General features: G+C 43.8%; 15 protein-coding genes, 1 tRNA gene and 1 pseudogene. 9 read left to right on the top strand and 8 right to left on the bottom strand.

What is annotated here, in order from left to right:
* Window positions 1-121: 121 nt before the first annotated feature.
* A complete protein-coding gene (locus QUB33_RS04825) occupies window positions 122-1,753 on the bottom strand; it encodes a serine/threonine-protein kinase (protein ID WP_333347995.1) in 1,632 nt (543 codons plus the stop codon).
* Window positions 1,754-2,286: 533 nt separating this feature from the next.
* Between QUB33_RS04825 and pheT the strand changes: the two genes are divergently transcribed.
* Window positions 2,287-4,731 (top strand): phenylalanine--tRNA ligase subunit beta, encoded by a 2,445-nt coding sequence (gene pheT, locus QUB33_RS04830; RefSeq protein WP_333347998.1) that lies wholly within the window; start codon window positions 2,287-2,289, stop codon window positions 4,729-4,731.
* Window positions 4,732-4,799: 68 nt separating this feature from the next.
* Here pheT and QUB33_RS04835 read toward each other — a convergent pair whose 3' ends face one another.
* A complete protein-coding gene (locus tag QUB33_RS04835; protein ID WP_333348001.1) occupies window positions 4,800-5,372 on the bottom strand; it encodes a Uma2 family endonuclease in 573 nt (190 codons plus the stop codon).
* A 160-nt stretch (window positions 5,373-5,532) separates the two neighbouring features.
* On the opposite strand from QUB33_RS04835, the gene QUB33_RS04840 reads away from it, so the two are divergent.
* Genes QUB33_RS04840 through QUB33_RS04850 form a run of 3 tightly spaced genes read left to right on the top strand, consistent with a single transcriptional unit; the run spans window position 5,533 to window position 12,501 of the window.
* Entirely contained in the window at window positions 5,533-5,802 is a 270-nt protein-coding gene (locus QUB33_RS04840) for a YciI family protein (protein ID WP_333348005.1), read from the top strand.
* A 13-nt stretch (window positions 5,803-5,815) separates the two neighbouring features.
* A complete protein-coding gene (locus QUB33_RS04845) occupies window positions 5,816-8,848 on the top strand; it encodes a hypothetical protein (RefSeq protein WP_333348008.1) in 3,033 nt (1,010 codons plus the stop codon).
* Entirely contained in the window at window positions 8,848-12,501 is a 3,654-nt protein-coding gene (locus QUB33_RS04850; RefSeq protein WP_333348012.1) for an ATP-binding protein, read from the top strand. The genes QUB33_RS04845 and QUB33_RS04850 overlap by 1 nt, the downstream gene beginning before the upstream one ends.
* Window positions 12,502-12,679: 178 nt before the next feature.
* On the opposite strand, the gene QUB33_RS04855 is transcribed toward QUB33_RS04850, so the two are convergent.
* Window positions 12,680-13,915: a metal ABC transporter substrate-binding protein gene (locus QUB33_RS04855; protein ID WP_445299503.1), complete on the bottom strand. Its 1,236-nt coding sequence runs from the start codon at window positions 13,913-13,915 to the stop codon at window positions 12,680-12,682.
* Between the two features lie 102 nt (window positions 13,916-14,017).
* On the opposite strand from QUB33_RS04855, the gene QUB33_RS04860 reads away from it, so the two are divergent.
* The 3 genes from QUB33_RS04860 to QUB33_RS04870 all read left to right on the top strand — a co-directional run bounded on the left by QUB33_RS04860 (window position 14,018) and on the right by QUB33_RS04870 (window position 16,612).
* The gene (locus QUB33_RS04860) at window positions 14,018-14,827 is read left to right on the top strand and encodes a metal ABC transporter ATP-binding protein (protein ID WP_333210889.1); all 810 of its coding nucleotides are present in this window, start codon (window positions 14,018-14,020) and stop codon (window positions 14,825-14,827) included.
* 140 nt (window positions 14,828-14,967) lie between these two features.
* Window positions 14,968-15,864, top strand: a complete 897-nt coding sequence (locus tag QUB33_RS04865; protein WP_333348015.1) for a metal ABC transporter permease — start codon at window positions 14,968-14,970, stop codon at window positions 15,862-15,864.
* A 289-nt stretch (window positions 15,865-16,153) separates the two neighbouring features.
* Window positions 16,154-16,612 carry a peroxiredoxin gene (locus tag QUB33_RS04870; protein WP_333208814.1) on the top strand — a complete coding sequence of 153 codons (459 nt, stop codon included), beginning with the start codon at window positions 16,154-16,156 and terminating at the stop codon, window positions 16,610-16,612.
* A gap of 512 nt (window positions 16,613-17,124) precedes the next feature.
* On the opposite strand, the gene QUB33_RS04875 is transcribed toward QUB33_RS04870, so the two are convergent.
* From QUB33_RS04875 to hpf, 3 genes are all read right to left on the bottom strand, one after another.
* Window positions 17,125-17,268 (bottom strand): hypothetical protein, encoded by a 144-nt coding sequence (locus QUB33_RS04875; RefSeq protein ID WP_333348018.1) that lies wholly within the window; start codon window positions 17,266-17,268, stop codon window positions 17,125-17,127.
* A gap of 116 nt (window positions 17,269-17,384) precedes the next feature.
* Complete coding sequence (locus tag QUB33_RS04880; RefSeq protein WP_333348021.1) at window positions 17,385-17,816, bottom strand: hypothetical protein; 432 nt, start codon at window positions 17,814-17,816, stop codon at window positions 17,385-17,387.
* Between the two features lie 453 nt (window positions 17,817-18,269).
* Window positions 18,270-18,923 (bottom strand): ribosome hibernation-promoting factor, HPF/YfiA family, encoded by a 654-nt coding sequence (gene hpf, locus QUB33_RS04885; RefSeq protein WP_333348024.1) that lies wholly within the window; start codon window positions 18,921-18,923, stop codon window positions 18,270-18,272.
* 151 nt (window positions 18,924-19,074) lie between these two features.
* Between hpf and lipB the strand changes: the two genes are divergently transcribed.
* Both lipB and QUB33_RS04895 read left to right on the top strand, forming a co-directional pair.
* Window positions 19,075-19,764: a lipoyl(octanoyl) transferase LipB gene (lipB, locus tag QUB33_RS04890; RefSeq protein ID WP_333348026.1), complete on the top strand. Its 690-nt coding sequence runs from the start codon at window positions 19,075-19,077 to the stop codon at window positions 19,762-19,764.
* Window positions 19,765-19,786: 22 nt separating this feature from the next.
* Window positions 19,787-20,053, top strand: a pseudogene (locus QUB33_RS04895) (IS1 family transposase); the annotation flags it as partial.
* Window positions 20,054-20,071: 18 nt separating this feature from the next.
* On the opposite strand, the gene QUB33_RS04900 reads toward QUB33_RS04895, so the two are convergent.
* On the bottom strand, window positions 20,072-20,332 hold the full coding sequence (locus QUB33_RS04900; RefSeq protein ID WP_333348029.1) for a hypothetical protein: 261 nt from the start codon (window positions 20,330-20,332) through the stop codon (window positions 20,072-20,074).
* 184 nt (window positions 20,333-20,516) lie between these two features.
* Window positions 20,517-20,588, bottom strand: a tRNA-Thr gene (locus QUB33_RS04905).
* Window positions 20,589-20,657: the final 69 nt, after the last annotated feature.

The following is a 20,657-nucleotide window of genomic DNA, read 5'->3' on the forward strand; positions in this document are numbered from 1 at the left end:
TTTAGGCGGCATTGGGGCGATCGAACTTCCTCCTGACGACTCACCTGACTGGGGGAGTTGACTGTTGACTGTTGACTGTTAACTGTTGACAACTGACAACTGACAACTGACAACTGACTGCTTAAAATCCAAAACTCCGTTTGCCATCCGGCTTAACAGTAAGCCAATTGGTCTTTGCCATTGCCAGTTGTTCCTCAGAAACTGTAGCGTTGGTAAGATTCGCCCCGCACAAATTTGCTCCCCGCAAATTCGCCTTAGTCAAATAAGCCCCCGTCAAGTCAGCACCTCGGAAATCCGCGCCTTCAAAATTGGCAGTGCTGCAATAAGCCTCAGTCAAGTTAGCATCTCGCAAATTCGCCTGAATTAACCTCGCGTGACCCAAATTTGCCCCCGACAAATCCGCTGCTTGCAAATTTGCCTTCACCAACCTAGCCTGATAAAAATTACTTCCCGCTAACTGCGCTTTTTGCAATTGCAGGCCAGACAGTTCGCAGTCAGCAAAATCGCGCTTGCCTTTAAAATATGCCGCTCGCACGCTGTTGGTGTCCCACTTAGGAGCAACTTTCGATATCTTTGACGCTGCTAAATTGCCACTAGAAGGTCCAACGGTTCCCAAAGTTCTGCCGGACTCAGCCAGAGTTCGGGAAACTCTCGGCTGCATCCCCGTGTTCCCGGATTGGGTGAAGGAAGTTCTACCAATGCGGCTTTGGTTCGATCGTACATCTTCATTGATTTTGCTCCTCGGCGGTGACCACGAAGAACCCTCGTCATTAAATATTGTCGGTTCTTCAACAGTACGAGAAGAGCCGTTGAATTGAGTTGCCAAGCCATCCATAAGACTTGGGTCTTCAAATTCGCCGGAGAGAGCTCTGAGGACATCTGCTGCCGATTGGAAGCGGTGGCCAACCATCGGCTTGAGCATTTTTTCGAGAATCCGCGCAAAATATGCGCTCACCTGAACGTGGGGCTGCCAAACAATTTCGCCGGTTACTCCATCAAAATCTAAATCCTTGGGCGACTTTCCTGTGAGCAAGTACAAGCAAGTCATGCCCACCGCGTAGATGTCGCTGGCAAATATCGGTCGCAGCGCCATTTGTTCCGGGGGGGCAAAACTAAATGTGCCGACTGAAAATTTCGTGTTGGCGCTTTGGTCGGCGGGGTCTAATAATATTGTTTGGCTAACTTGGTCTTTTACCGCTCCGAAGTCAATCAGAACTAAGTGGCCGTCTTGAACTCGGCGAATAATATTTGCGGGTTTGATGTCTCGGTGAATTACTCCTTGGCTGTGGATATATTGCACTACTGGCAGGATTTCTAATAGAAAATTTTTAACGTCCGATTCGTTGAAACGGCCTGAGTGCTTGACTTCTTGTTTCAAAGTCGAGCCTTTAACATACTCTTGAACTAAGTAAAATTGCTGTTCCGTTTCAAAATAGTCTAGCAGCCTAGGTACTTGCGGGTGGTCGCCCAGTTGGCCGAGGGTTTTTGCCTCTCGCTTGAATAATTCCCGCGCCATTTCTAAAACTCGCGGCGACGAACTACTGGGTCGCAGTTGCTTGACTACACAACTCGGTTGACCGGGCAATGAGATGTCTTTTGCCAGAAATGTAGCTCCAAAACCTCCTTGGCCTAACGGTTCAATGACTCGGTAGCGAGCGCGCAGCAATAACCGCGCACCGCACGTCTGACACTGGAGAATAGAGTCAGCAGGGTTTTGAGGATGGGGACAGCCCGGATTTACGCAGTAGCTCATATTGATTGAGTTTGCCTATGTTGTTCTGATCTTGTCAGCGTCGCTCGACTGCACAAATTGCCTGTTCCTGCTTCTGGTAGAAATACTAATCTATCAGTTGTCGGCTGGCCGTGCCTTCGATGGCGAATTGGAATTGCACCTAAGTCTTTTATGCCGATATCTTTTCCCTATTTTGATTATCTCGCTGGTCTGAGTTTTTTCGGTTGATTATCCTTGAAGATAGTTTAAAGACTTGCTAAAGTTGTCCTTTTTTGTGTAAAGTCTTTCTAAACTTAGATGCTTTTTACGTTTTTAGATGTCTCTAGCATACCTCATTCTCTGAAGGAGAATGCTACTCATCCGGCAGTAGACATCGACCTTTGGGCATATTCCTCCTTTTTGCTGATGTGTACCATAATAGTATTGACAAAATTGAATTACTATGCTATTAAAAGCTTTCCCGAATAAATTCTGGGACTCAAAAGTCGTAGCCTGTCGGCGCCGACTAATGACTAATAACTACCGAGCACTGACAACTAACTACTGACTAAATTATGCGTATATCTCTAAAGTGGCTCCGGGAACTGGTGGATGTGGTGATATCCCCGGAAGAATTAGCCGAAACCCTGACAATGGCTGGGTTTGAAGTGGAAGAAATTGAAGACCGCCGCCCCTGGGCAAGCGGCGTAGTTTTGGGCAAAATCATTGCCTGCGAACAGCATCCGAATGCAGACAAATTGAGAGTGTGTCAAGTGGATGTGGGCTCCTCAGAAGCTTTGAATATTGTTTGCGGCGCACCGAACGCTAGGGCAGACATTTATGTGCCTATCGCTGTGGTCGGCACTTTTTTATCGACTATTGATTTAAAGATTAAACCGGCTAAATTGCGGGGCGTTCCTTCCGAAGGAATGATTTGCTCTCTGGCGGAATTGGGACTGGCGAAAGAATCAGCCGGGATTCACATTTTTGAGTTAGAAAATCCCGAATTGGGCAGCGATATTCGGCCGCTTTTGGGTTTAGATGACGTGATTTTAGATTTGACCGCAACTGCCAACCGTGCTGACGCTTTGAGCATGGTGGGCGTGGCGCGGGAAGTGGCGGCGCTGACTGGGGCCAGTTTGAGAATTCCCGAAGCGAATGGTGTGGCGATTGAGGGCAAAGAAAGTCCTGGTTTGGCAGTAGAAATATCGGAACCGCAAGGATGCCCGATTTACATCGGCACGGCAATTGAAGGTGTGAAAATTGCTGCTTCTCCAGCTTGGTTGCAGCAGCGGTTGCAGGCGGCGGGAGTGCGGCCGATTAATAATGTGGTGGACGTAACTAATTACATTTTATTGGAATGGGGACAACCGCTGCACGCTTTCGATCGCGATCGCCTGCAATCTTTCACGGGGACTCAAGATATCAGCATCGGCGTCCGCTTTGCCAAAACAGGCGAATCCTTCACAACTTTGGACGGACAAAACCGCAATTTGCAAGCTCAAAATCTGTTAATTACTGCTAGCGACAAACCTGTGGCTTTAGCTGGGGTAATGGGTGGCGAAGACACGGAAGTTCACGAAGGAACGCAAAATTTAGTCTTGGAAGCGGCGATTTTTGACCAGGCAACGATTCGCCGTTCTGCGCGCGCTCAAGGCCTGCGTAGCGAGGCATCTATCCGCTACGAACGGGGGGTGAATCAGGCCGCCTTGGCGACGGCTTGCAACCGCGCTGTAGCTCTAATTTTGGAGTTGGCTGGAGGCACTGCGACGGTACAGAAAACGGCGAGTTCCGGCGATGATTTGAGTTTTTCGCGATCGCTCGAATTGCGTTTAGACCGAGTAAATCTGGTTTTGGGACAGTTGAAAAGAGGACAAACCGGCGGTTCTAAATATCTGGAACCGGAAGAGGTAAAAAATATTCTCACAGCTTTGGGATGCGAAGTTGTTCAGACGGAAAAAGAGCGGGTTTGGAATGTGACGGTGCCGCCTTACCGCTATCGCGATTTAGAAAGGGAAATCGATTTAATTGAAGAAGTTGCCAGACTGCACGGTTATGACAATTTCTGCGATACTTTGCCCAGCAAAACGGAACCCGGTTATTTGTCACCGGAATATGCGGCAATTAGGAATGTGCGATCGGCTTTTCGGGCGGCAGGGTTGACGGAGTTGATGCACTATTCTTTGGTGAAAACAGAGGGAGACAATCAGGTTGTGCTGGCGAATCCGCTGTTTGTGGAGTATTCGGCTTTGCGGACAGAAATGCTGTCGGGTTTGATTGATGCTTTTCAGTACAATTTGGAACAGGGAAATGGCGCACTAAACGGTTTTGAAGTCGGCCGCATTTTCTGGAAAGATGGGGATGCAAAGAAGGAAGCCGATGCAGTTGGGGGGATTATCGGTGGCGATCCGACTGTGTGGAAATGGCAGCAGTCCGGGCGCGATCGACCTTTGACTTGGTTTGAGGCCAAGGGGGTTTTGGAAAGCGTGTTTCAGGAGTTGGGTTTGTCGGTGGAATATCAAAGGGATTCCTCTAATACACGCTTGCATCCTGGCCGCACGGCTGCCTTATCGTTAAACGGGAAACATTTAGGAGTTTTCGGACAGTTGCACCCGCAATTGCAGCAGGAAAAGGGTTTGCCGGAGCAGGTTTACGTGTTTCAATTAGATTTAGCGGTGCTGTTAACTGAATTAGGGCGATCGAGCATTTCGACTCGCAAGTTTGCAGGTTATTCGAGTTTCCCCGCTTCAGACAGAGACATTGCGTTTTTCGCACCAGTTGAAGTTCCAGTTGTGGAGATGCAGAGTGCGATGAAAAAGGCGGCCGGTAGTTTACTGGATTCCGTGGAACTGTTCGACGAATATCGGGGCGACAACGTGCCGGCGGGACAGCGGAGTTTGGCTTTTCGGTTAATTTACCGCGCGGGCGATCGAACTTTGAGCGAAACTGATGTCGAACCGGCACAACAAAAAGTCCGCGATGTTTTAGTTGAGAAATTCGGCGTTAGTTTGAGAAGCTAAAATTAGCCGTCAGCCACCAATGGAGGCCGCCAGGGAATTCATTCCCGGGCGGACTCAGGAAAACAGCGTTAAATTGACACCAACGGCCGCAACATATCCCGAACCATCAACGAAACATCAGGAAATTGCAAAGGAGAAATACTCGCATCATCTCCAAGAACTACTATACTTTGATAACCATCTTGATTCGGTTCTCGAAAAACGTGAAGTTGCCGATTATTAACATCCAAAACCCAATAATCAGCAATTCCGGACTGAGCATAAATAGTCGCTTTAATCCCGCAATCTGTTCTCAGCGTGGTATCAGCAACTTCAATAATTAGATAAACTTCAGAAGGAGTTGGGTGATAGTCTTCATAGTAAAGTGGATCTGGTACAACTACAGCAATATCAGGTTCAGGTTCTGAGTAATCATTGAGCCGAACTGGATCTTGCAGCCGCACCAATATCCGCTGTCCCAAAAGGTTATTCAGTAACTTATCTGTCCGTGTCACTGCTGCACTGTGTGCTGTTCCTTTTGCGGCCATCTTTACTATCTGTCCTGCCAATAATTCTACTCGTTCGTCTTCCTCAAAAATACCAATTTCTGCCATGCGGTGATACTCTTGAACCGTCAACAAACGAAGGTTTAATAAAGTCATAGCCATCTTCTCCTATCTAACAATCATCTCTCTTTCCCCTCTTCCTCTGCGCCCTCTGCGCCCTCTGCGGTTCATTAATCTTATTCTTAATATTTTCGTTAAATCCTGTTACTCTTATTGTACAATAACTTTTAAACAAATTCATTTAAGGCTCAAAACCGTGACCAAATATGTGATGTGGGGAAGTTACTGCGAAGACGTTCTCGAAAAACGCGCTCCGTTTCGAGACGCTCATTTAGCAGGATTGGCTAAGCAGAAGGAATCGGGTGTGTTAAGTACGATCGGGCCAACCAAAGACTTAAGTAAAGTTTTTGCAATTTACGAAGCTGAGGATGAGGCAGCCGTGCGACAATTGGTGGAAGCCGATCCTTATTGGGTAAATGGGGTTTGGACTGAGTACGATGTGAAAGAGTGGATTCAAGCTTTTTGAAGGAGTTAACAGGGTGAACATCTTAAGATTGGATGAGAACGATTTAGTTCCAGTAGACTATGGCGATTTACTGGAAAAAATTTTAGAAATTTTGCAGGCAAACAATCCGTTTAATGTATCAGATGACTGCCGCCGTCTGATCGTCGATATTGATGCCATTGCTGCTGATATTGCAAAAATAGAAGTGCGGCAACCATTGGGTTCTTTTGAACGCCTCGCAGATGCTGCTACTGTTAATTTTCCCCAGGAAGTTGAGGAGAATTTTGGCGATCGAGTCAGGCAGATTAAAGAGTGTTTGCGACAACACTTAGAATCTAAGTTGCCACAAAATGATTCTATAGAAAAGTTTGTCGCTAGCTTAATCACTCCTTTGAATTCACCTTCTTTCCGGGGAAGCGGTCAAGAGTTAGGTTTTAAATACGATTTTGGCAAACGCCACACTCCTTTAGAAAAAGAAAAGCTAACTTTGCAACGCCTGGATTCTGGCAGCCACGCGACTTTAAAACTGCATAAGTTGACGATTGCTGTGCGAAACACCGATATTTTTCAACAGCAGCTAAAGGACGGTTTGGAAAACTACATTAGGGAAAATGCCGAGAATAGCGACGATAGGCAAGAACTTAACCATTGTCTTGATGAGATGGTTAAAAATCCCGACTCAGATTTTCACAAATTAATCCGACTGGTAGACAAGGAAACCCTGGGACAACTTAATAAAGAAGCAAAAATTACTTATTTAGAGTATCTCTTAGAACACATCCGCGCTAGCAGCGCAGATACTGTAGGTATCATCTATTTACAAGACTTGATTCGCCGCATAAGATTGATAGAACAATTCATCAATGACAGCAGTAAAGCCGATGGCGAATATGAAGTAAATTATGCCGGATTCCGATTTAATTACAGAGAAATTTTTGCCAGAGCGGAAGTTTTAGATGCACTGCCAATTATTTCAATTGTAGAAGGTTACTTGGGAGAAAGCACCGACACCCCTCAAAGCGAACGTAAATTTATCTTTGCTCTCAAAGTCAAATTTAATAACCCAGTTCAATCGCTCGGTGGAAAGGAAGTATTTGAATATTATCTGAATCTACTAAATCCAGACAGTGAAGAACACCAAGCAGAAATTGCGGAAGATTCCCTTACGGAAACATTCGCCCGCAAGGTGTTAAAGATAGCATTGCTGTATCACTTTGTCTTTGCATCTCCCCACAACCCAGAAACGGAAAATTACAACCCTGAATTAGAACTTGACTTTAATCCTCTTCCTGGTTTTGAGAAACTAATCAAAGATGTATTGAGTCGTGATAATGACGAAATCAAAAAGAGACTTTTCCGAAATTTTGTGACTCGGTTTAAGGAAGTTAATGTTAAACATAAAATAAACCGTCTCAAGGAATTGCTGAAAAACTTTCTGAAACAGCAAACAATTTTGCCAAGCCGAACTGAAACGCGACACGTAAACCTCAAAATGGGTCTGGTAGAGGATATTGAGAATATTTTGACGACGAAGAAATTTTTTAATGATATTATGGATCGAAATTATAAGCAGACACTCCATTATATTGCCGTCGAGCAACCTACTGTCAACGAAAAATCTATTTGCCAGCTACCAGTCAATATTACCATCGAAGATGTCCGCTATTTTCCTACTGATGAACGTCAAACTTTCAGCATGGAATACAATATCGAAGGTGTCGATGTTTTGCCTGTACTTTCAGCACCTAAAGCCGATCGTTCTAGAGATATCTACAAAGACCATTTTAATACCAAATTATTCTTGTTTCCATATGACGACAAACGACTAGAGAGTGGCGATAAAGGGTTACAATCGGCGGCGGCTTTTGTCTATAAGTTTACCATGTTGTTGCTGTCTTATATCTGTATGAGAATACTACTAGAAAATAAGGCAGAAAACTTGTTTATTCCGATGGCGAGGCTCCACGAAGGCGACCCTAAACACCCTTCGCCATCTGAAGAATTTATGGCTAAACTTTCCAAAACATTATCTCACATTTTGAGTGAAAAACACCGCTCAACTTCTCAAGGATTTCGGATTAGAGAAAGAGTAGATAGTTTCCGTGTCCGTAACGGTTTGAGTTCCATGTATTCTATCCTTCCTAAAAAGTTTCGCTTCGACAATGTGCAGCTATCTCCAGAGTTGGATAAGTTAGCAATTATTGTCGTCTCCAGTCGGGATAGCGATGCAAGAAGAGGTAATCAAAACCGCTTCCAAAGACAAGCCAGCTTAATCGGAGAAGTTGTCGGAATTAACCGCCTAGATGACACCACAATTCAAGTCGAAATGCTGAAAACTTTTTCCGAGAATTACAGTGTCAGCCGCCTTTATACTGAACCTGTAATTCTTGAAGATGTCATGAGTCAGCTTTATCAGCAAGGATATCGAAATTTTGCATATATTTCCCAAGCACCTTACATGAGTACGCTGCACATTACCAAGACTGACGAAGATGAAGAAATGTCTTTCATGTCAAAAAAATTACTCCGAACTTTGAAGGGAGAACGCCGAGATATCAAAATTTATCCGATGTTTTTTGATAAATACTTTGTCCGCAGTTTCCTAGGTGATAAAGGAAAATCTTTTTACATTCAAGATACAATGGAACTGGAAAGCTTGTCTGCAAAAGGTAATCAGCAAGCTGTGATGTTTTTTAACTTGTTTAACGGGATTAAAGTCAAGCAGCCGGGAGAAAAAAACTTTTACAACGGCGTGATTTCCTACTCGACACTGTTGCATATATACGACGGCATTCTGGATGACCAAGACCTTCACCAAGGTTTGATATATGATGGTGAAATTAAAGATACTTTGCTGCATTATCTAACAATTTTCCACTTTTCTAGGTATGAAGCTTGCCACAATATTAGTTTAAAACTTGACCCTTACGAGCGGATTATTGGAGATAATTCGGTTGGTGCTTTATCTATTTTTCCTCATGCGGGCGGGAGTGCAGAGTTTAACTCGCTGGCTTTTTTGAATAAGGTAAGAGAAGTATTGAGCGTAACAAAGGGAGGTACAAAATAATGATAAGTGAAGATTTTGGACGGCTGTTTGAGGTTGGATTCAATATCGGGATTCTGGCATATATTAAAAAGGAAAAGCTAGCTCACAATTTTGGTGATTCCTACCGTCTGGATTTGCATAAGCTCAGTTTGCCAAAGATGACGGCGGAAATCGTCAGGGAAGCCAATCTGCTGGCTAGTTTAGATGCTGAAATAGTTGAGAAATGGAGTTTGTTCTTTGTCCAAAAAGGCTTTTTGGGTGGGTTAAATTTTTTCCGGGAGTACGTCAAATCTACTGGCTGGAATTTGCAGCGGTTGGAAATTGTGTATTGTCAGTGCAGTTTTAGTGATGCTAACAGTATCAGAACCTATAACAAGGGTGATAAAGAAGCGTTTAAAGAGCTATTATCTCAGTTGACAACTGCCAGAATTAGTTTGTCCGATGAGATTAACTCCTACATCCGCCGTTACAAGAGCAAAGGCGAGTTTTTGCAGGCTGATACGCTGATGCTGTTACAGCAGGGAAATGATTTTAGAATTCTCTGCGTTGATTTGTCTGTGTTTTCTCCGACGCTAGCTCCAAAACCGGAGGATATCAATGAAATAGAGGTGATTCGGAAATATTTGATGAGAGAAATTAGCTATTTGCGATCGAAAAGTGTGTTTTCTAATCTGCGGATGGATACCAGCACTTTAGGTGTGGATTTCTCAGAGGATTTAAAACGATTTTTTACAGCTTTTAAGTATAAGGATAAGGAAAGCACTAAGTTAATTCAGGCTGGTAGCTATGCTCACAGCTTTTATGGATTTCTGCAGCAAACAGGTATCCTTGGACAAGATGCGGAGGTTTTGTTTAATGTGGTTGGTTATGGCGATCGCAATATTAGCACAATTTCCCTACGCAAGGACAAACTTAAGCTGTTAGCAACTTGTGCTGAAATTTACCAGAATGAAGCGAAAGGTAAAGAGATTAGCGATGCTCGCAGCGAAGTTTTGGAGGTTATTCAACTAAACGCGGCTCGCAGTTTCAAAGAAGGCAGAAAATTTGTCGATTCTCTGTTAGGAATTGGGAAAAATGCCACTGAACCTGTATGTCATACAGAGAAAATCGACAATTTTGTTAATTCAATCGATATTATATCAGATAAACTGGCAGATGAATTGCAAATTGCTCGCGGTTTGCATTTGAGGAATGCTCACGCTGAATTGATTGTGAAAGCGCTTCAATCTGATGAAACTTATATCTTTTTGACGGGGAATCCGGGAATTGGTAAAACAACTGCGATCGCAAATTTCCTGAAAAGCCATATCGACGATGGTTTCTTATTCTTATACGTCAGTCCCCGCAAGCAAGTAAACTTGGATATTATCGAAAAATTCACAGATAAAAATACTCGTTTGCTGTGCGATAATCGGTTATTCTGTATTAACACAAACTCAGACATTATTGCAAGTAATGCTGGCCGACGTACAGTCAAGTACGCCTCGAATAGCCGTAGCGAAAACTTTGCCCAAAAAACGGTTAATTTTCTCAAATACAATCCAGAGAATCAGGTAAAAGAATACCACCAGCGACAAATCGCCAGAAAAAATGAAACCGTAATTGAACCAGCTAGCCTCAAAACTATGGGAGTGCTAAATAGCATTTGTAATGGAATTTATAGCCTGATTAACTGTAAAACTTCTAATAATATTGTAGCTACGGTTTCCATCCAATCTTTGAGAATGAAAGAAAATCGACAAAGTACCCTTGATTATTTAGAACAGATATTTCAAGATACTTATAACAAACGAAATAAACAAGTCATCTCCACCAAGATGCAAGAAATATCCAGCCGCATCAAACATATCTTCATTATGATAGATGAAATTACAGGAGATGACGGTGGTGTTCAGTTTTTAGCCGGAATTGCCAACATGGTTAAAAATCATGAATTGCACAAGCCACAGCACGGCTTTAATACTAAAATTATTGTAGCAGATGCTTCGATTGTTGACTCGGATGTGATTAAACAACACCTGGAAAATACATCGCCTGAACCAGATAAAATCTATTTCAAAAAATTATCTAAAAATTCGGATGTCATTGAACCTTTACAAGTCACTCCTTTTGAATTTAAACGGCTACCTGCAACGATAATCAATGCCAATTCCTACCCCGCCCGCAGTTTAGAGATAACTTACAAGGTATTTGTAGAAACTGTTAAATACAATGAAGATGCGTCTTTAAAGGAGGATAATGATTTAGTAAAACGGGTACAGTCTGAAATAATTCAGGATATCAATCAGCGATTGGTCAAAGCTGGTGTCGAACAAATTATAGTCTATATTCAAAATAAGCGAAGATTGGCAGAATTGATTGAGAAAATTCAAAAAGAACGAGAATTTAATCAGTTTGAAGATTATCTAGAAATTCATGCGAATATCTCGGAAGAGGAGAAAGCAAAAATACAAGAGTGCAAATATACAGCTAAGGTAATCTTTATGACTGCATCGGGAAGTCGCGGGTTATCTTTCCCGAAAAGTAAGCATATTTTAGTCGATATTCCGCGCTTCCAGATTGAGAAAAATCTGATGGAAGTGATACAGGTGATTTATCGGGGGCGCGGGGAAGATGAGTCAGGTAAAACCCTTGACGGTGAAGACAAGGAGTTGGTTTTTTACCTATCTGATACCGCAGTTTATTACGCTGATGATGCGGAACTTTCTTTACCAGAAAGCAAGTTGAGTTTGTTGAATTTATTGCTAATTCTGAAGACTGCGGTGATGACGCGAATTGTCGGCTACGGGAATTTAGGTAGGGAAAAGTTTTTGATGATTCCGATTGGTGGTAAGTCGGTTTCTGCGGTGGGGGATACTTTTAGTAACAAGATGTCTTCTCTAATTAAAACGCTGAAGAGCGAAAGCATCCGAGGAAATAGGCTGCTAAAGGAGGTTTATACGAGTTTAGAAGAGCTTTTGGGTCGTGGGGAGTTTGTTTTGACAAATTCTGATAACTCTCGTTACAAGGGCAATTCCTACCTGGAAATGCGGGATGATTTTAACAAGAAGTTTTTGGAGAAGTGCAATCCGTTAGATGGTTTGCTGAGTTATGATAATTTAGAGAGTGGTCATATTTGTGGTAGTTTGTTGGTAGTGCCTCTAGCTAAGCAAAATTTGCTGGAAAAATACCAGATGCGGCTACGCGAACAAATTCAGAAGTGTGTAGATAATCAGTTGCTGGAAAAAATGTATCGAATCAGGGATAGCGAGTCGTACCCGGAGAATGTACGATCGGCTATAAGAGGAGGTGCGATCGAGTTATTGCAATTTCTCAACAGCGATGTGGAGAAAACTCAGTATTTTGAAGAGCAGAGTCAGCAGTTCGATCGCTATTATGCCATACCGCTGTTTGCCTTCGTTAGCGGGGAGGAAATGCAGGAGTATTTTGCTGACAGTAAGCTGGAAGAACCGGAAGATAGGCGGTTTCGGGATATTTTGTCGGCTTATGTGCGATCGCTCTACCCTGTAGATAGTGTAATGCCGATCGGACACAAGTATCAAGACTTCCCGTTTATTGTGTTTAGAAGCTACAGCTTAGAGCAAAGTAGAGAAAAGATTTTTACAGATAAATATCTTTTAAGTTCCAACGAATTGAACGTGCTTAATTTAATTTTGTCGAAGCAGGTAAACTGAAACTTGTAGGGTGCGTCATACAATTTTAGCTTTTAGATTTTAGATTTTAGATTGGGAATCAAGCATGACTATCAGGGTTGGGAGTTTACCTACAGTTGCATTCTTGTTTGAAACGGCTATCAGTTAGCTTTCACCCTATCCGCACAGAAAATAAAACTCTTCTGACGCACCCTACTTGCTACTTCGTAACTTCAAACGGCGTGTATTTCCCCCCCAAAGCTTCGACGATGGCGCGAGTATTAGCCGACATCATTTTCACATAAGAATCTGCCTCGCTTCCGGTCGGTCCGATCGAATCCGAATAAAGTTGCTGCGCCGCCAATTTCACGCCCGCTTCCTCCGCCACTGTTCTAATCAGTTGCGGGTTAATTGTAGTCTCCGCAAAAATAGCAGGCACTCGCGCAGCTTTCACCGATTCTACTAACTTTTGCACGGTTTGAGCGCTCGGCTGTTCCTCGGTACTAATCCCGATCAAACTGTTAGCATCTCCCAATCCGTAGGCGCGGCTGTAATATTGAAAAGCATCGTGACTTGTGACTAATTTGCGCTGATTTTCGGGGATTGTTTTAATCTCTTGTTCGATCCAACTATCCAAACGTTTTAACTCTTCAGTAAGTTTCACAGCATTCTGCGTAAACTTCTCCCGATCTTCCGGCGACAGGTCGATTAGTGCATCCCGAATCGCTTCCACCATTTGAACTACATTTTCCACATTTCCCCAAACGTGCGGATCGGGTACGGTATTGCCTTGTTTATTCAGTAGCAAAGGCTTGACAACTTCCCCCACTGCTAATTTCCGCGCCTTAATTCCGGCGGCATTCATCATCCTAATTAATCCCGGTTCCAAATTGTAACCGTTATACAAAATTAAGTTAGCTTCTTCTAAAGCTTGAGAATCTTTTGGCACCGGTTCGTAAACGTGAGGATCGGTTCCCGGCTGCAAAATTCCTGTTAGCTGAACTTCGCCGCCCGCTACTCGATCGGTCAAATCCTCAATAATTGTGCTGGTAGCAACTACCTGGGGTTTAGCATCTGCCTCTGGAGAGAGGCGATTGGTCTGGGTTTGAGCGCAACTAAATAAACCCACAGTCAAAATGCCACAGGCAATAGTTCTAATCAAAAATACCTTGGACTTGTCCAATCCAGGGGCGGCGGTTTCAATCCCCGACTCACCGCGAAACTCCCCTTTATGGGATTGCTTCACAATTTCCGTCGGTTTTAATTCACATTTTGCACTCTTCTCCACCACAGGCAAGATGCCTGTTTCACAATCATTCAATATTCTGGTGGGGTGGGCCAATAGCCCCTCCCGATCGCGATAATTGAGAAGGGTGGAAGATATCAGTTTTAACCGACTTGAGATTTTCGCCGCCAAACCTATGGTTTGAGGGGTTTCTAGCTTGCACTGTCGCATTATCTACCTCTCCTGCGTTCCAGATTATTCCTATTTACCGATGATTTCATATTCTTTTCATTTTTACAGTAAACTGAATACAAAGGAGATATAGTCACCCCCATGAATACCGCCGCCTTGCCCAACGAGAATCCTTGGTCTAAAATGGTTTGCCACCTCAAAGACAGCGCTACGGACACTGAAATTATCGCTGTTAAGCACTTAGCAGTAAACTACCGCACGGTAGAGGCACTCAGAGATATCAATCTTTCCGTGAAACCGGGAAGGCTGACGGGTATTATTGGCCCCAACGGTGCCGGCAAAAGCACGCTAATTAAAGCAATGTTGGGCTTAATTCCCGCAGATCGCGGCACTGTTACCTGGGGCGAAGAAGCGATCGCCGATCGACTAGAAACAGTAGCCTACGTACCCCAGCGATCGCAAATTGACTGGAACTATCCCGCCACCGTTTGGGATGTCGTCATGATGGGAAGAGTCAGAAAAGCCGGATGGTTTCGCCGCTTCTCGGCAGCTAGCCGCCGCACCGCTGCCGATGCCTTAGAAAGAGTAGGCATGAGTGCTTACAAAGACAGACCGATCGGACAACTTTCCGGCGGACAACAACAGCGAGTATTTCTAGCTAGAGCCTTAGCCCAAGAAGCTGCTATTTTCTGCTTTGATGAGCCGTTTGTCGGCGTTGACCAAAAAACTCAAAATATCATTTTTGACATCTTCCACGAGCTAGCAAATGCCGGAAAAATTGTCTTAGTAGTCAACCACGACTTAGGCGAATCAATCACCAATTTTGACGATTTAATTTTGTTAAATACAGAATTGATTGCCGCTGGTTCCCGCCAAGAAGTGCTAACAAAAGAAAACCTTTACCGCGCCTACGGCGGACAAGTAATGTTCTTTGCCGGACAAGCAGCTTAATTAGCCAGCAGTCATTAATGTAGGAGTTACGCTCTCGATCCCGGTTTCTTTGATAATATTGGGTTTGGCAACGATAAATCTCGGATAAAACCGGGTTGCTTTGGTTGTTAGTCATTAATTAGCTGTTATTTTATCGTTTTATGCTACAAACCTTAATTGAGCCGTTGCAGTACGGATTCATGCAGCGATCGCTCCTAATTGCCATTCTCGTCGGCATCGTCTGCGCGATCGTCGGCAGCTACCTAATGGTACAGCGGCTGGCTTTGCTCGGAGACGCCATCAGCCACTCGGTTTTGCCCGGATTGGCGATCGCATTTATCCTCGGAGCAAACATCTTTCTCGGTGCTTTCATTGCCGGAGTTTTGAGTACAGTAATCATAGCTTGGATCAAAGCTCGATCGACAATCAAAGAAGACGCCGCAATGGGCATCGTATTTTCGGCATTCTTCGCCCTCGGCATCACCCTAATTACGATCGTCCAAAAAGACAACAAAATCGACCTCAACCACTTTCTTTTCGGCAACATCCTCGGCGTTACCCCCCAAGATGCGATCGACACAGCCGTCATAGTCGCCGTAGTCTTATTAGTTGTAGTATTCTTTTACAAAGAACTGCTATTTTACACATTCGATCCATTAGGAGCGCAAGCAACAGGTTTGCCAGTAAACCTGCTCAACTTCGGACTGATGGTACTCATCGCCCTCACAATAGTTGCCAGCCTCAAAGCCGTTGGCGTAGTGCTAGTCTTGTCCCTATTAATTACACCCGCAAGTACCGCCTATCTCCTAGTCACTCGCCTGCACCAAGTCATGATTTTAGGCGCAATAATCGGAGTTATTTCCAGCATTAGCGGAATGTATCTCAGCTACTTTTATAACTTACCATCCGGGCCCGCAATAGTTTTAGTTGCATCGGGGTTATTTGTGCTATCATTGCTGTTCAGTCCCACTCAAGGAATCCTCACCCAGCCCCGCACACACTCCGGTCAAATTCCTCCCATCTGGCGGGAATTAAAAAATTTAACTAAAGGCCGATAACAAATAACTTTGTAGTAACGCTTCAGCGCCGCCACTCTTTTTGTTAATAAGAATCTGCGTTAATCCCCGTGGATGTGCGGTTCAAAAAAGCCTCTTCAATTAATCTCCGTAACTGCGAATCGTCGGCTGCATCGAGATTTGGTAAAAACGGTTTTTTTTAGGAGTGCGAGAAAGCCAAAATGAGATGATACCGAATCGGGCGATCGCAACTGCGAACTATTGCTCAAAAAAACTGTACAATAACAAAAGTTAAAATTTCCAGCAAACAGATCTACTAAGTTAAAAAAACATGACCGTCAAAGTAGGAGACACCGCACCCGATTTTACCTTACCATCTCAAACTGGCACATCAGTCAGCCTCAAAGATTTTAAAGGTAAAAAAAACGTCATAGTCTACTTTTACCCCAAAGACGACACACCCGGATGCACCACCCAAGCTTGCGCTTTTCGAGATAGTTACGAAGTCTTCAAAGACGCAGGTGCAGAAGTCATAGGAATTAGCGAAGATACGCAACAATCACACCAGCAATTTGCCACCAAATATCAGCTACCCTTTACACTGCTGAGCGATACTGGCAACAAAGTGCGACAATTGTACGGAGTTCCAGCTACCCTGTGGATTATGCCCGGTAGAGTAACTTATGTCATTGACAAAGAAGGCGTTGTCAAGCATATTTTTGACTCCATGTTAGACTTCAAAGCACACGTTGCAGAAGCACTCAAAACTTTAGAAACCATCAAAAGTTAGATGGCGCGCGGGTGGCCAGAAACCGGGTTTTTTTACGAAAATGATTTGCTGTATCTAGCAGATTAGCTAAAAAACCCGGTTTCTTCGATATGGGCGCGGAAATCGCAATCTATTGTTTACAGGGTTTGATAAATCGCCCTTTTTTAGCTCAAGTCTATTGAAGAATATTGGACTGAGACTGGGATGCTTGATTGACAGGAGAAAATATTATACTAATTGTGAAAAATATTGATACATAGAAATTAGAGGTTCTCATCCGTAGGGAAACGGCATTGCCGTGCCCGGCCAGGAGTTAGGTTAATGTTTGTAGCAAAAGTAAAAAAAAGTATATATTGACAGGGTTTATATCGCTGTTGGATTTGCTTTTGTAGGGAGTGTCTGTTCAATTAGTTTAGTCCAGGATGCAGGGGAAGTCAGAAACCGGGTTTTTTTACGAAAATCCTTGCTGGGAACCCACATATTAGGTAAAAAACCCGGTTTCTTTAGTATGAGTGTGTAAGTCATGTATTTTTCTAGTGAATGGGAAAATTGAAAGCAGTTAAGATGGAAACCTTGGCTGCTTTTTTAAGTTTCCCTTCAATTAGTTTCGCCAGCGAGTGGGGAGTTGGGCCAGCAAATTTGGTGCGACCCTTGCGCCGATGCAGGTCAGTTTCCATTCAATTAGTTTCCCCAGCGAGTGGGGAGCACCAACACAGATTATCAAACTTGACCCCAGAGTTAACAAACTTTCCATTCAATTAGTTTCCCCAGCGAGTGGGAAGTGTCGCGTTGTTCAATCGATTGGGCTAATCTTAAGCCGGAGTTTACCATTCGCCTCAATTTCTATATCTACATGATGCCTTCCGCTTGATGTCGCAACAGCAACAGTTCCAAATAAGGCTCCGATACCAGCGCCAAATGCTGCTCCAACAGGACCACCAACTATGAATCCAAGAGCACCTGCACCTGCTGCATAAGCAAAAATATAGAGGGCAGAGTAGTTAAGCGCAGTAACCCCAGCAGAATAAGGGATGAATGCGCCTGTAGCTATATTTACCCACTCTCCCGATTTGTTCTTGTGTAACTCAAAAATGGTTTTTAACTTCTCAGGAAGGTCTGAATATCGATCGTAGTCTGTAATAACTTCAACTTGCTCACTTTGCTCCAAGGCTGTCTTTAGCTCACGATAAAACATTTCTGTATCTGAGAAAACTAACTTCCGCATACATTCCATTCAATTAGTTTCACCTCCATTCTACACCCCAGACAGCGCAAGGAGTCTAGAGGGAGAGCGCCGACACCCGCGACAAAAAATTAAGGAAGGGCCGAGGGACAGTTTTGGCAAGCTGCTGTATGTTAATTATCAGATAGATTTGCCCCATCGCTCCCTGAACAAATTCAGTCTGTGGGTGCAAAGATATATGGATAGCCCCCAAGTGCTTTCCCCGCCGAGTTTGGTAGAAAAACACCGACAAGCAGCGAAAGATTTAGTCGCGAGATACAGCTAGCTGGTAAAGACAGATTTTACCACTTGTTTGTAGTGAACACCTCAGTCGTGATTCTCTAAAAAACAAGAAAGGACTAACGTCCTTACTAAAAACTCGTGGTTCGTAGTAAGGACTTTAGTCCTTTTTTGCTAACGGCTTGCAGCCATTAACAATTAGCACTCAGCAATTATCTAGCTTTTCGCAACACTCGATTTTTCAGATGTAGCGCTTTCGGCAGTTTTGCCATTTTTGCTATTACCGTTACCGTTGCTGTGGCGCGGTTGGATAACTCCATAGCCGCCGTGAGTCTTTCGTTCGTAGAGTACGTTAATTTCGCCTGTTTCCACATTACGGAACATATAGAAATCGTGATCGATAATCTGCAATTGTTCCAAAGCTTCTTGCACAGTCATTGGAGGCATGGCAAAATACTTAGTCCGCACAACCTCAGCAGGAAGTTCGGGAGTTCGATCGCCAATCAGATCCGCTACTACAGGATGTTCATCAACTACCGTAACCGTTTTGGCACTACTTTGGGTCTTGTTGTCGTGGCGTTTTTCCTTAAATTTCCGCAGTTGACGAGCTATCTTGTCGGCAACCAAATCGATGCTAGCATAAAGGCTTTCCGTGCTTTCTTCAGCCCGAATCACGCTACCGTTAGCATAAATTGTCACCTCAGCAGTCTGCTTAGGATTGATCCTGGGGTTACGAGCCACCGATAGATGTATGTCCACTTCTGTAGTCAAAGTTTGAAAATGGCTAACTGCCTTTTCAACCTTTTGATTGACGTACTCGCGAATCGCATCGGTGATTTCTATATTCTTACCCTGGATAACAAGCTTCATAGAGCTCCCTCCCTTCTGTAACGTGGGTATATTTTACACAGTAGCACTATGTATTCTGGAAAACACTTATCTTCCAAATCTTTTATTATATGTTGACAATTCTTGATTTAAGCTGCGCCAATATTCCGTAAATACACTCTTGATTTTTTTCATGATTTCTCCTCTCATCCCTCAACAGTTAAATGCACAACCCTGCTTGCTCCTCGATTGGGGACAAGTGCCCTACTCCCAAGCTTGGGAAGTCCAGCAAAAACTCGTGCAAGAACGCCGGGTAAATCCAGATTTGCCCGATGTCCTGATTTTGCTGGAACATCCGCCGGTTTACACTTTGGGAATGGGAGCAAATTTGGAATTTCTGAAATTTGACCCAAGTCAAACTGGGGCGGAACTGCACCGAGTTGAGCGGGGCGGCGAGGTAACTTACCACTGTCCGGGCCAATTGGTGGGCTATCCGATTTTAAATTTGCGCCGTCACCAGCAAGATTTGCACTGGTATTTGCGGCAGTTGGAGGAAGTGCTGCTGGGGGTGCTGGAAGTTTGCGGGTTGAAGGGTTCGCGGGTTCCCGGTATGACTGGGGTTTGGGTGGATGGGTGCAAGGTAGGTGCGATCGGCATTAAAGTCAGCCGCTGGATTACGATGCACGGTTTTGCCTTAAATGTTTGTCCGGATCTCGCAGGTTTTGGGCAAATTGTACCTTGCGGGATTCCCGATCGACCTGTTGGAAGTTTAGAGCAGTTTATCCCGGGAATTGAGGTCGATCGAGTGCGATCGATCCTTGTCGCTGAGTTTGCTCGCGTTTTTGCAGTGGAAATTGTGCGATCGGAACTAATACCAATCTAAAAAAGCTTCCCGTAAGCACACAGCATTGCTCGCAGTATATCGTCAATGTGCTGTAAGTTCTACAGACTTTTGGCGTGCTTATGGGATACTTTTTCCTCAAAAAAGACACAGATTAGTAAGAAAGGATAGGGGTCTGACAAACTCTCTAGAAAAATTTAATAATACCCTGAGACAAAGAATATCTCGTCGGGTCAAAAAAACTCTTTAATTCTCTAAAACACTCTCCAATCACATTGGATATCTTTGGTATTTTATTCATGAGTATAACGCCAGTTTATCTATAAAATAAAACCCCTAATTATACTGACTATGCAGGACTACCGATTTTTAGGGAGATTCCTAGGCGCTCAATTAGACCTGCTACTAAGCCGAGATAATCTAAGTTTTCTACTCTCATCTCAGATGCTTTTTGCATGGGCTGCTGAATGTTCAACAGAGTGTGGTGCTTCGATCGCAATTTTACTATTTTTGCGCGATGATTGGCTGATGCACGCGATCGCCATTCACACATTTTGTGGCTCGAACTTGTTACTACCAGGTGATTAACTCGGTTCATGACGAGCGCCATTTTCACGAACTCAGGTTGAACTGTTGATTTTAAAAATTCACCATATCCACCACACAAGGATTGAGGGCAAATAAAAATGCTCTCGGCAAAGTAGCCGAGAGCATTTTTGAGCAGTTAAACTGCGTTTTGCTACAGATTTGCAACAATCATAGACCAGTCATAGACAAAAATCGCTCAAACCCTAAGCCGATGGTGGGATTTGAACCCACGACCGTTCGATTACGAATCGAATACTCTACCCCTGAGCTACATCGGCACAGACAATTTTGAATTATAGCACAACCTAACCGAAAAAAGCAACGAGTTGTAGAATTTAATTCAAAAC

Origin of the sequence: Microcoleus sp. B3-A4, from assembly GCF_036705385.1 — a bacterium.
GTDB lineage: Bacteria > Cyanobacteriota > Cyanobacteriia > Cyanobacteriales > Microcoleaceae > Microcoleus.

Excerpts from the sequence above, each read along its gene's own strand:
- QUB33_RS04835 (WP_333348001.1), bottom strand. The coding sequence starts at position 5,372 with ATGACTTTATTAAACCTTCGTTTGTTGACGGTTCAAGAGTATCACCGC.
- QUB33_RS04855 (WP_445299503.1), bottom strand. The coding sequence starts at position 13,915 with ATGCGACAGTGCAAGCTAGAAACCCCTCAAACCATAGGTTTGGCGGCG.
- hpf (WP_333348024.1), bottom strand. The coding sequence starts at position 18,923 with ATGAAGCTTGTTATCCAGGGTAAGAATATAGAAATCACCGATGCGATT.
- QUB33_RS04850 (WP_333348012.1), top strand. The coding sequence starts at position 8,848 with ATGATAAGTGAAGATTTTGGACGGCTGTTTGAGGTTGGATTCAATATC.
- QUB33_RS04875 (WP_333348018.1), bottom strand. The coding sequence starts at position 17,268 with ATGGAAACTGACCTGCATCGGCGCAAGGGTCGCACCAAATTTGCTGGC.
- QUB33_RS04870 (WP_333208814.1), top strand. The coding sequence starts at position 16,154 with ATGACCGTCAAAGTAGGAGACACCGCACCCGATTTTACCTTACCATCT.
- QUB33_RS04860 (WP_333210889.1), top strand. The coding sequence starts at position 14,018 with ATGAATACCGCCGCCTTGCCCAACGAGAATCCTTGGTCTAAAATGGTT.
- QUB33_RS04865 (WP_333348015.1), top strand. The coding sequence starts at position 14,968 with ATGCTACAAACCTTAATTGAGCCGTTGCAGTACGGATTCATGCAGCGA.
- QUB33_RS04900 (WP_333348029.1), bottom strand. The coding sequence starts at position 20,332 with ATGGCGCTCGTCATGAACCGAGTTAATCACCTGGTAGTAACAAGTTCG.
- lipB (WP_333348026.1), top strand. The coding sequence starts at position 19,075 with ATGATTTCTCCTCTCATCCCTCAACAGTTAAATGCACAACCCTGCTTG.
- QUB33_RS04880 (WP_333348021.1), bottom strand. The coding sequence starts at position 17,816 with ATGCGGAAGTTAGTTTTCTCAGATACAGAAATGTTTTATCGTGAGCTA.
- QUB33_RS04825 (WP_333347995.1), bottom strand. The coding sequence starts at position 1,753 with ATGAGCTACTGCGTAAATCCGGGCTGTCCCCATCCTCAAAACCCTGCT.
- pheT (WP_333347998.1), top strand. The coding sequence starts at position 2,287 with ATGCGTATATCTCTAAAGTGGCTCCGGGAACTGGTGGATGTGGTGATA.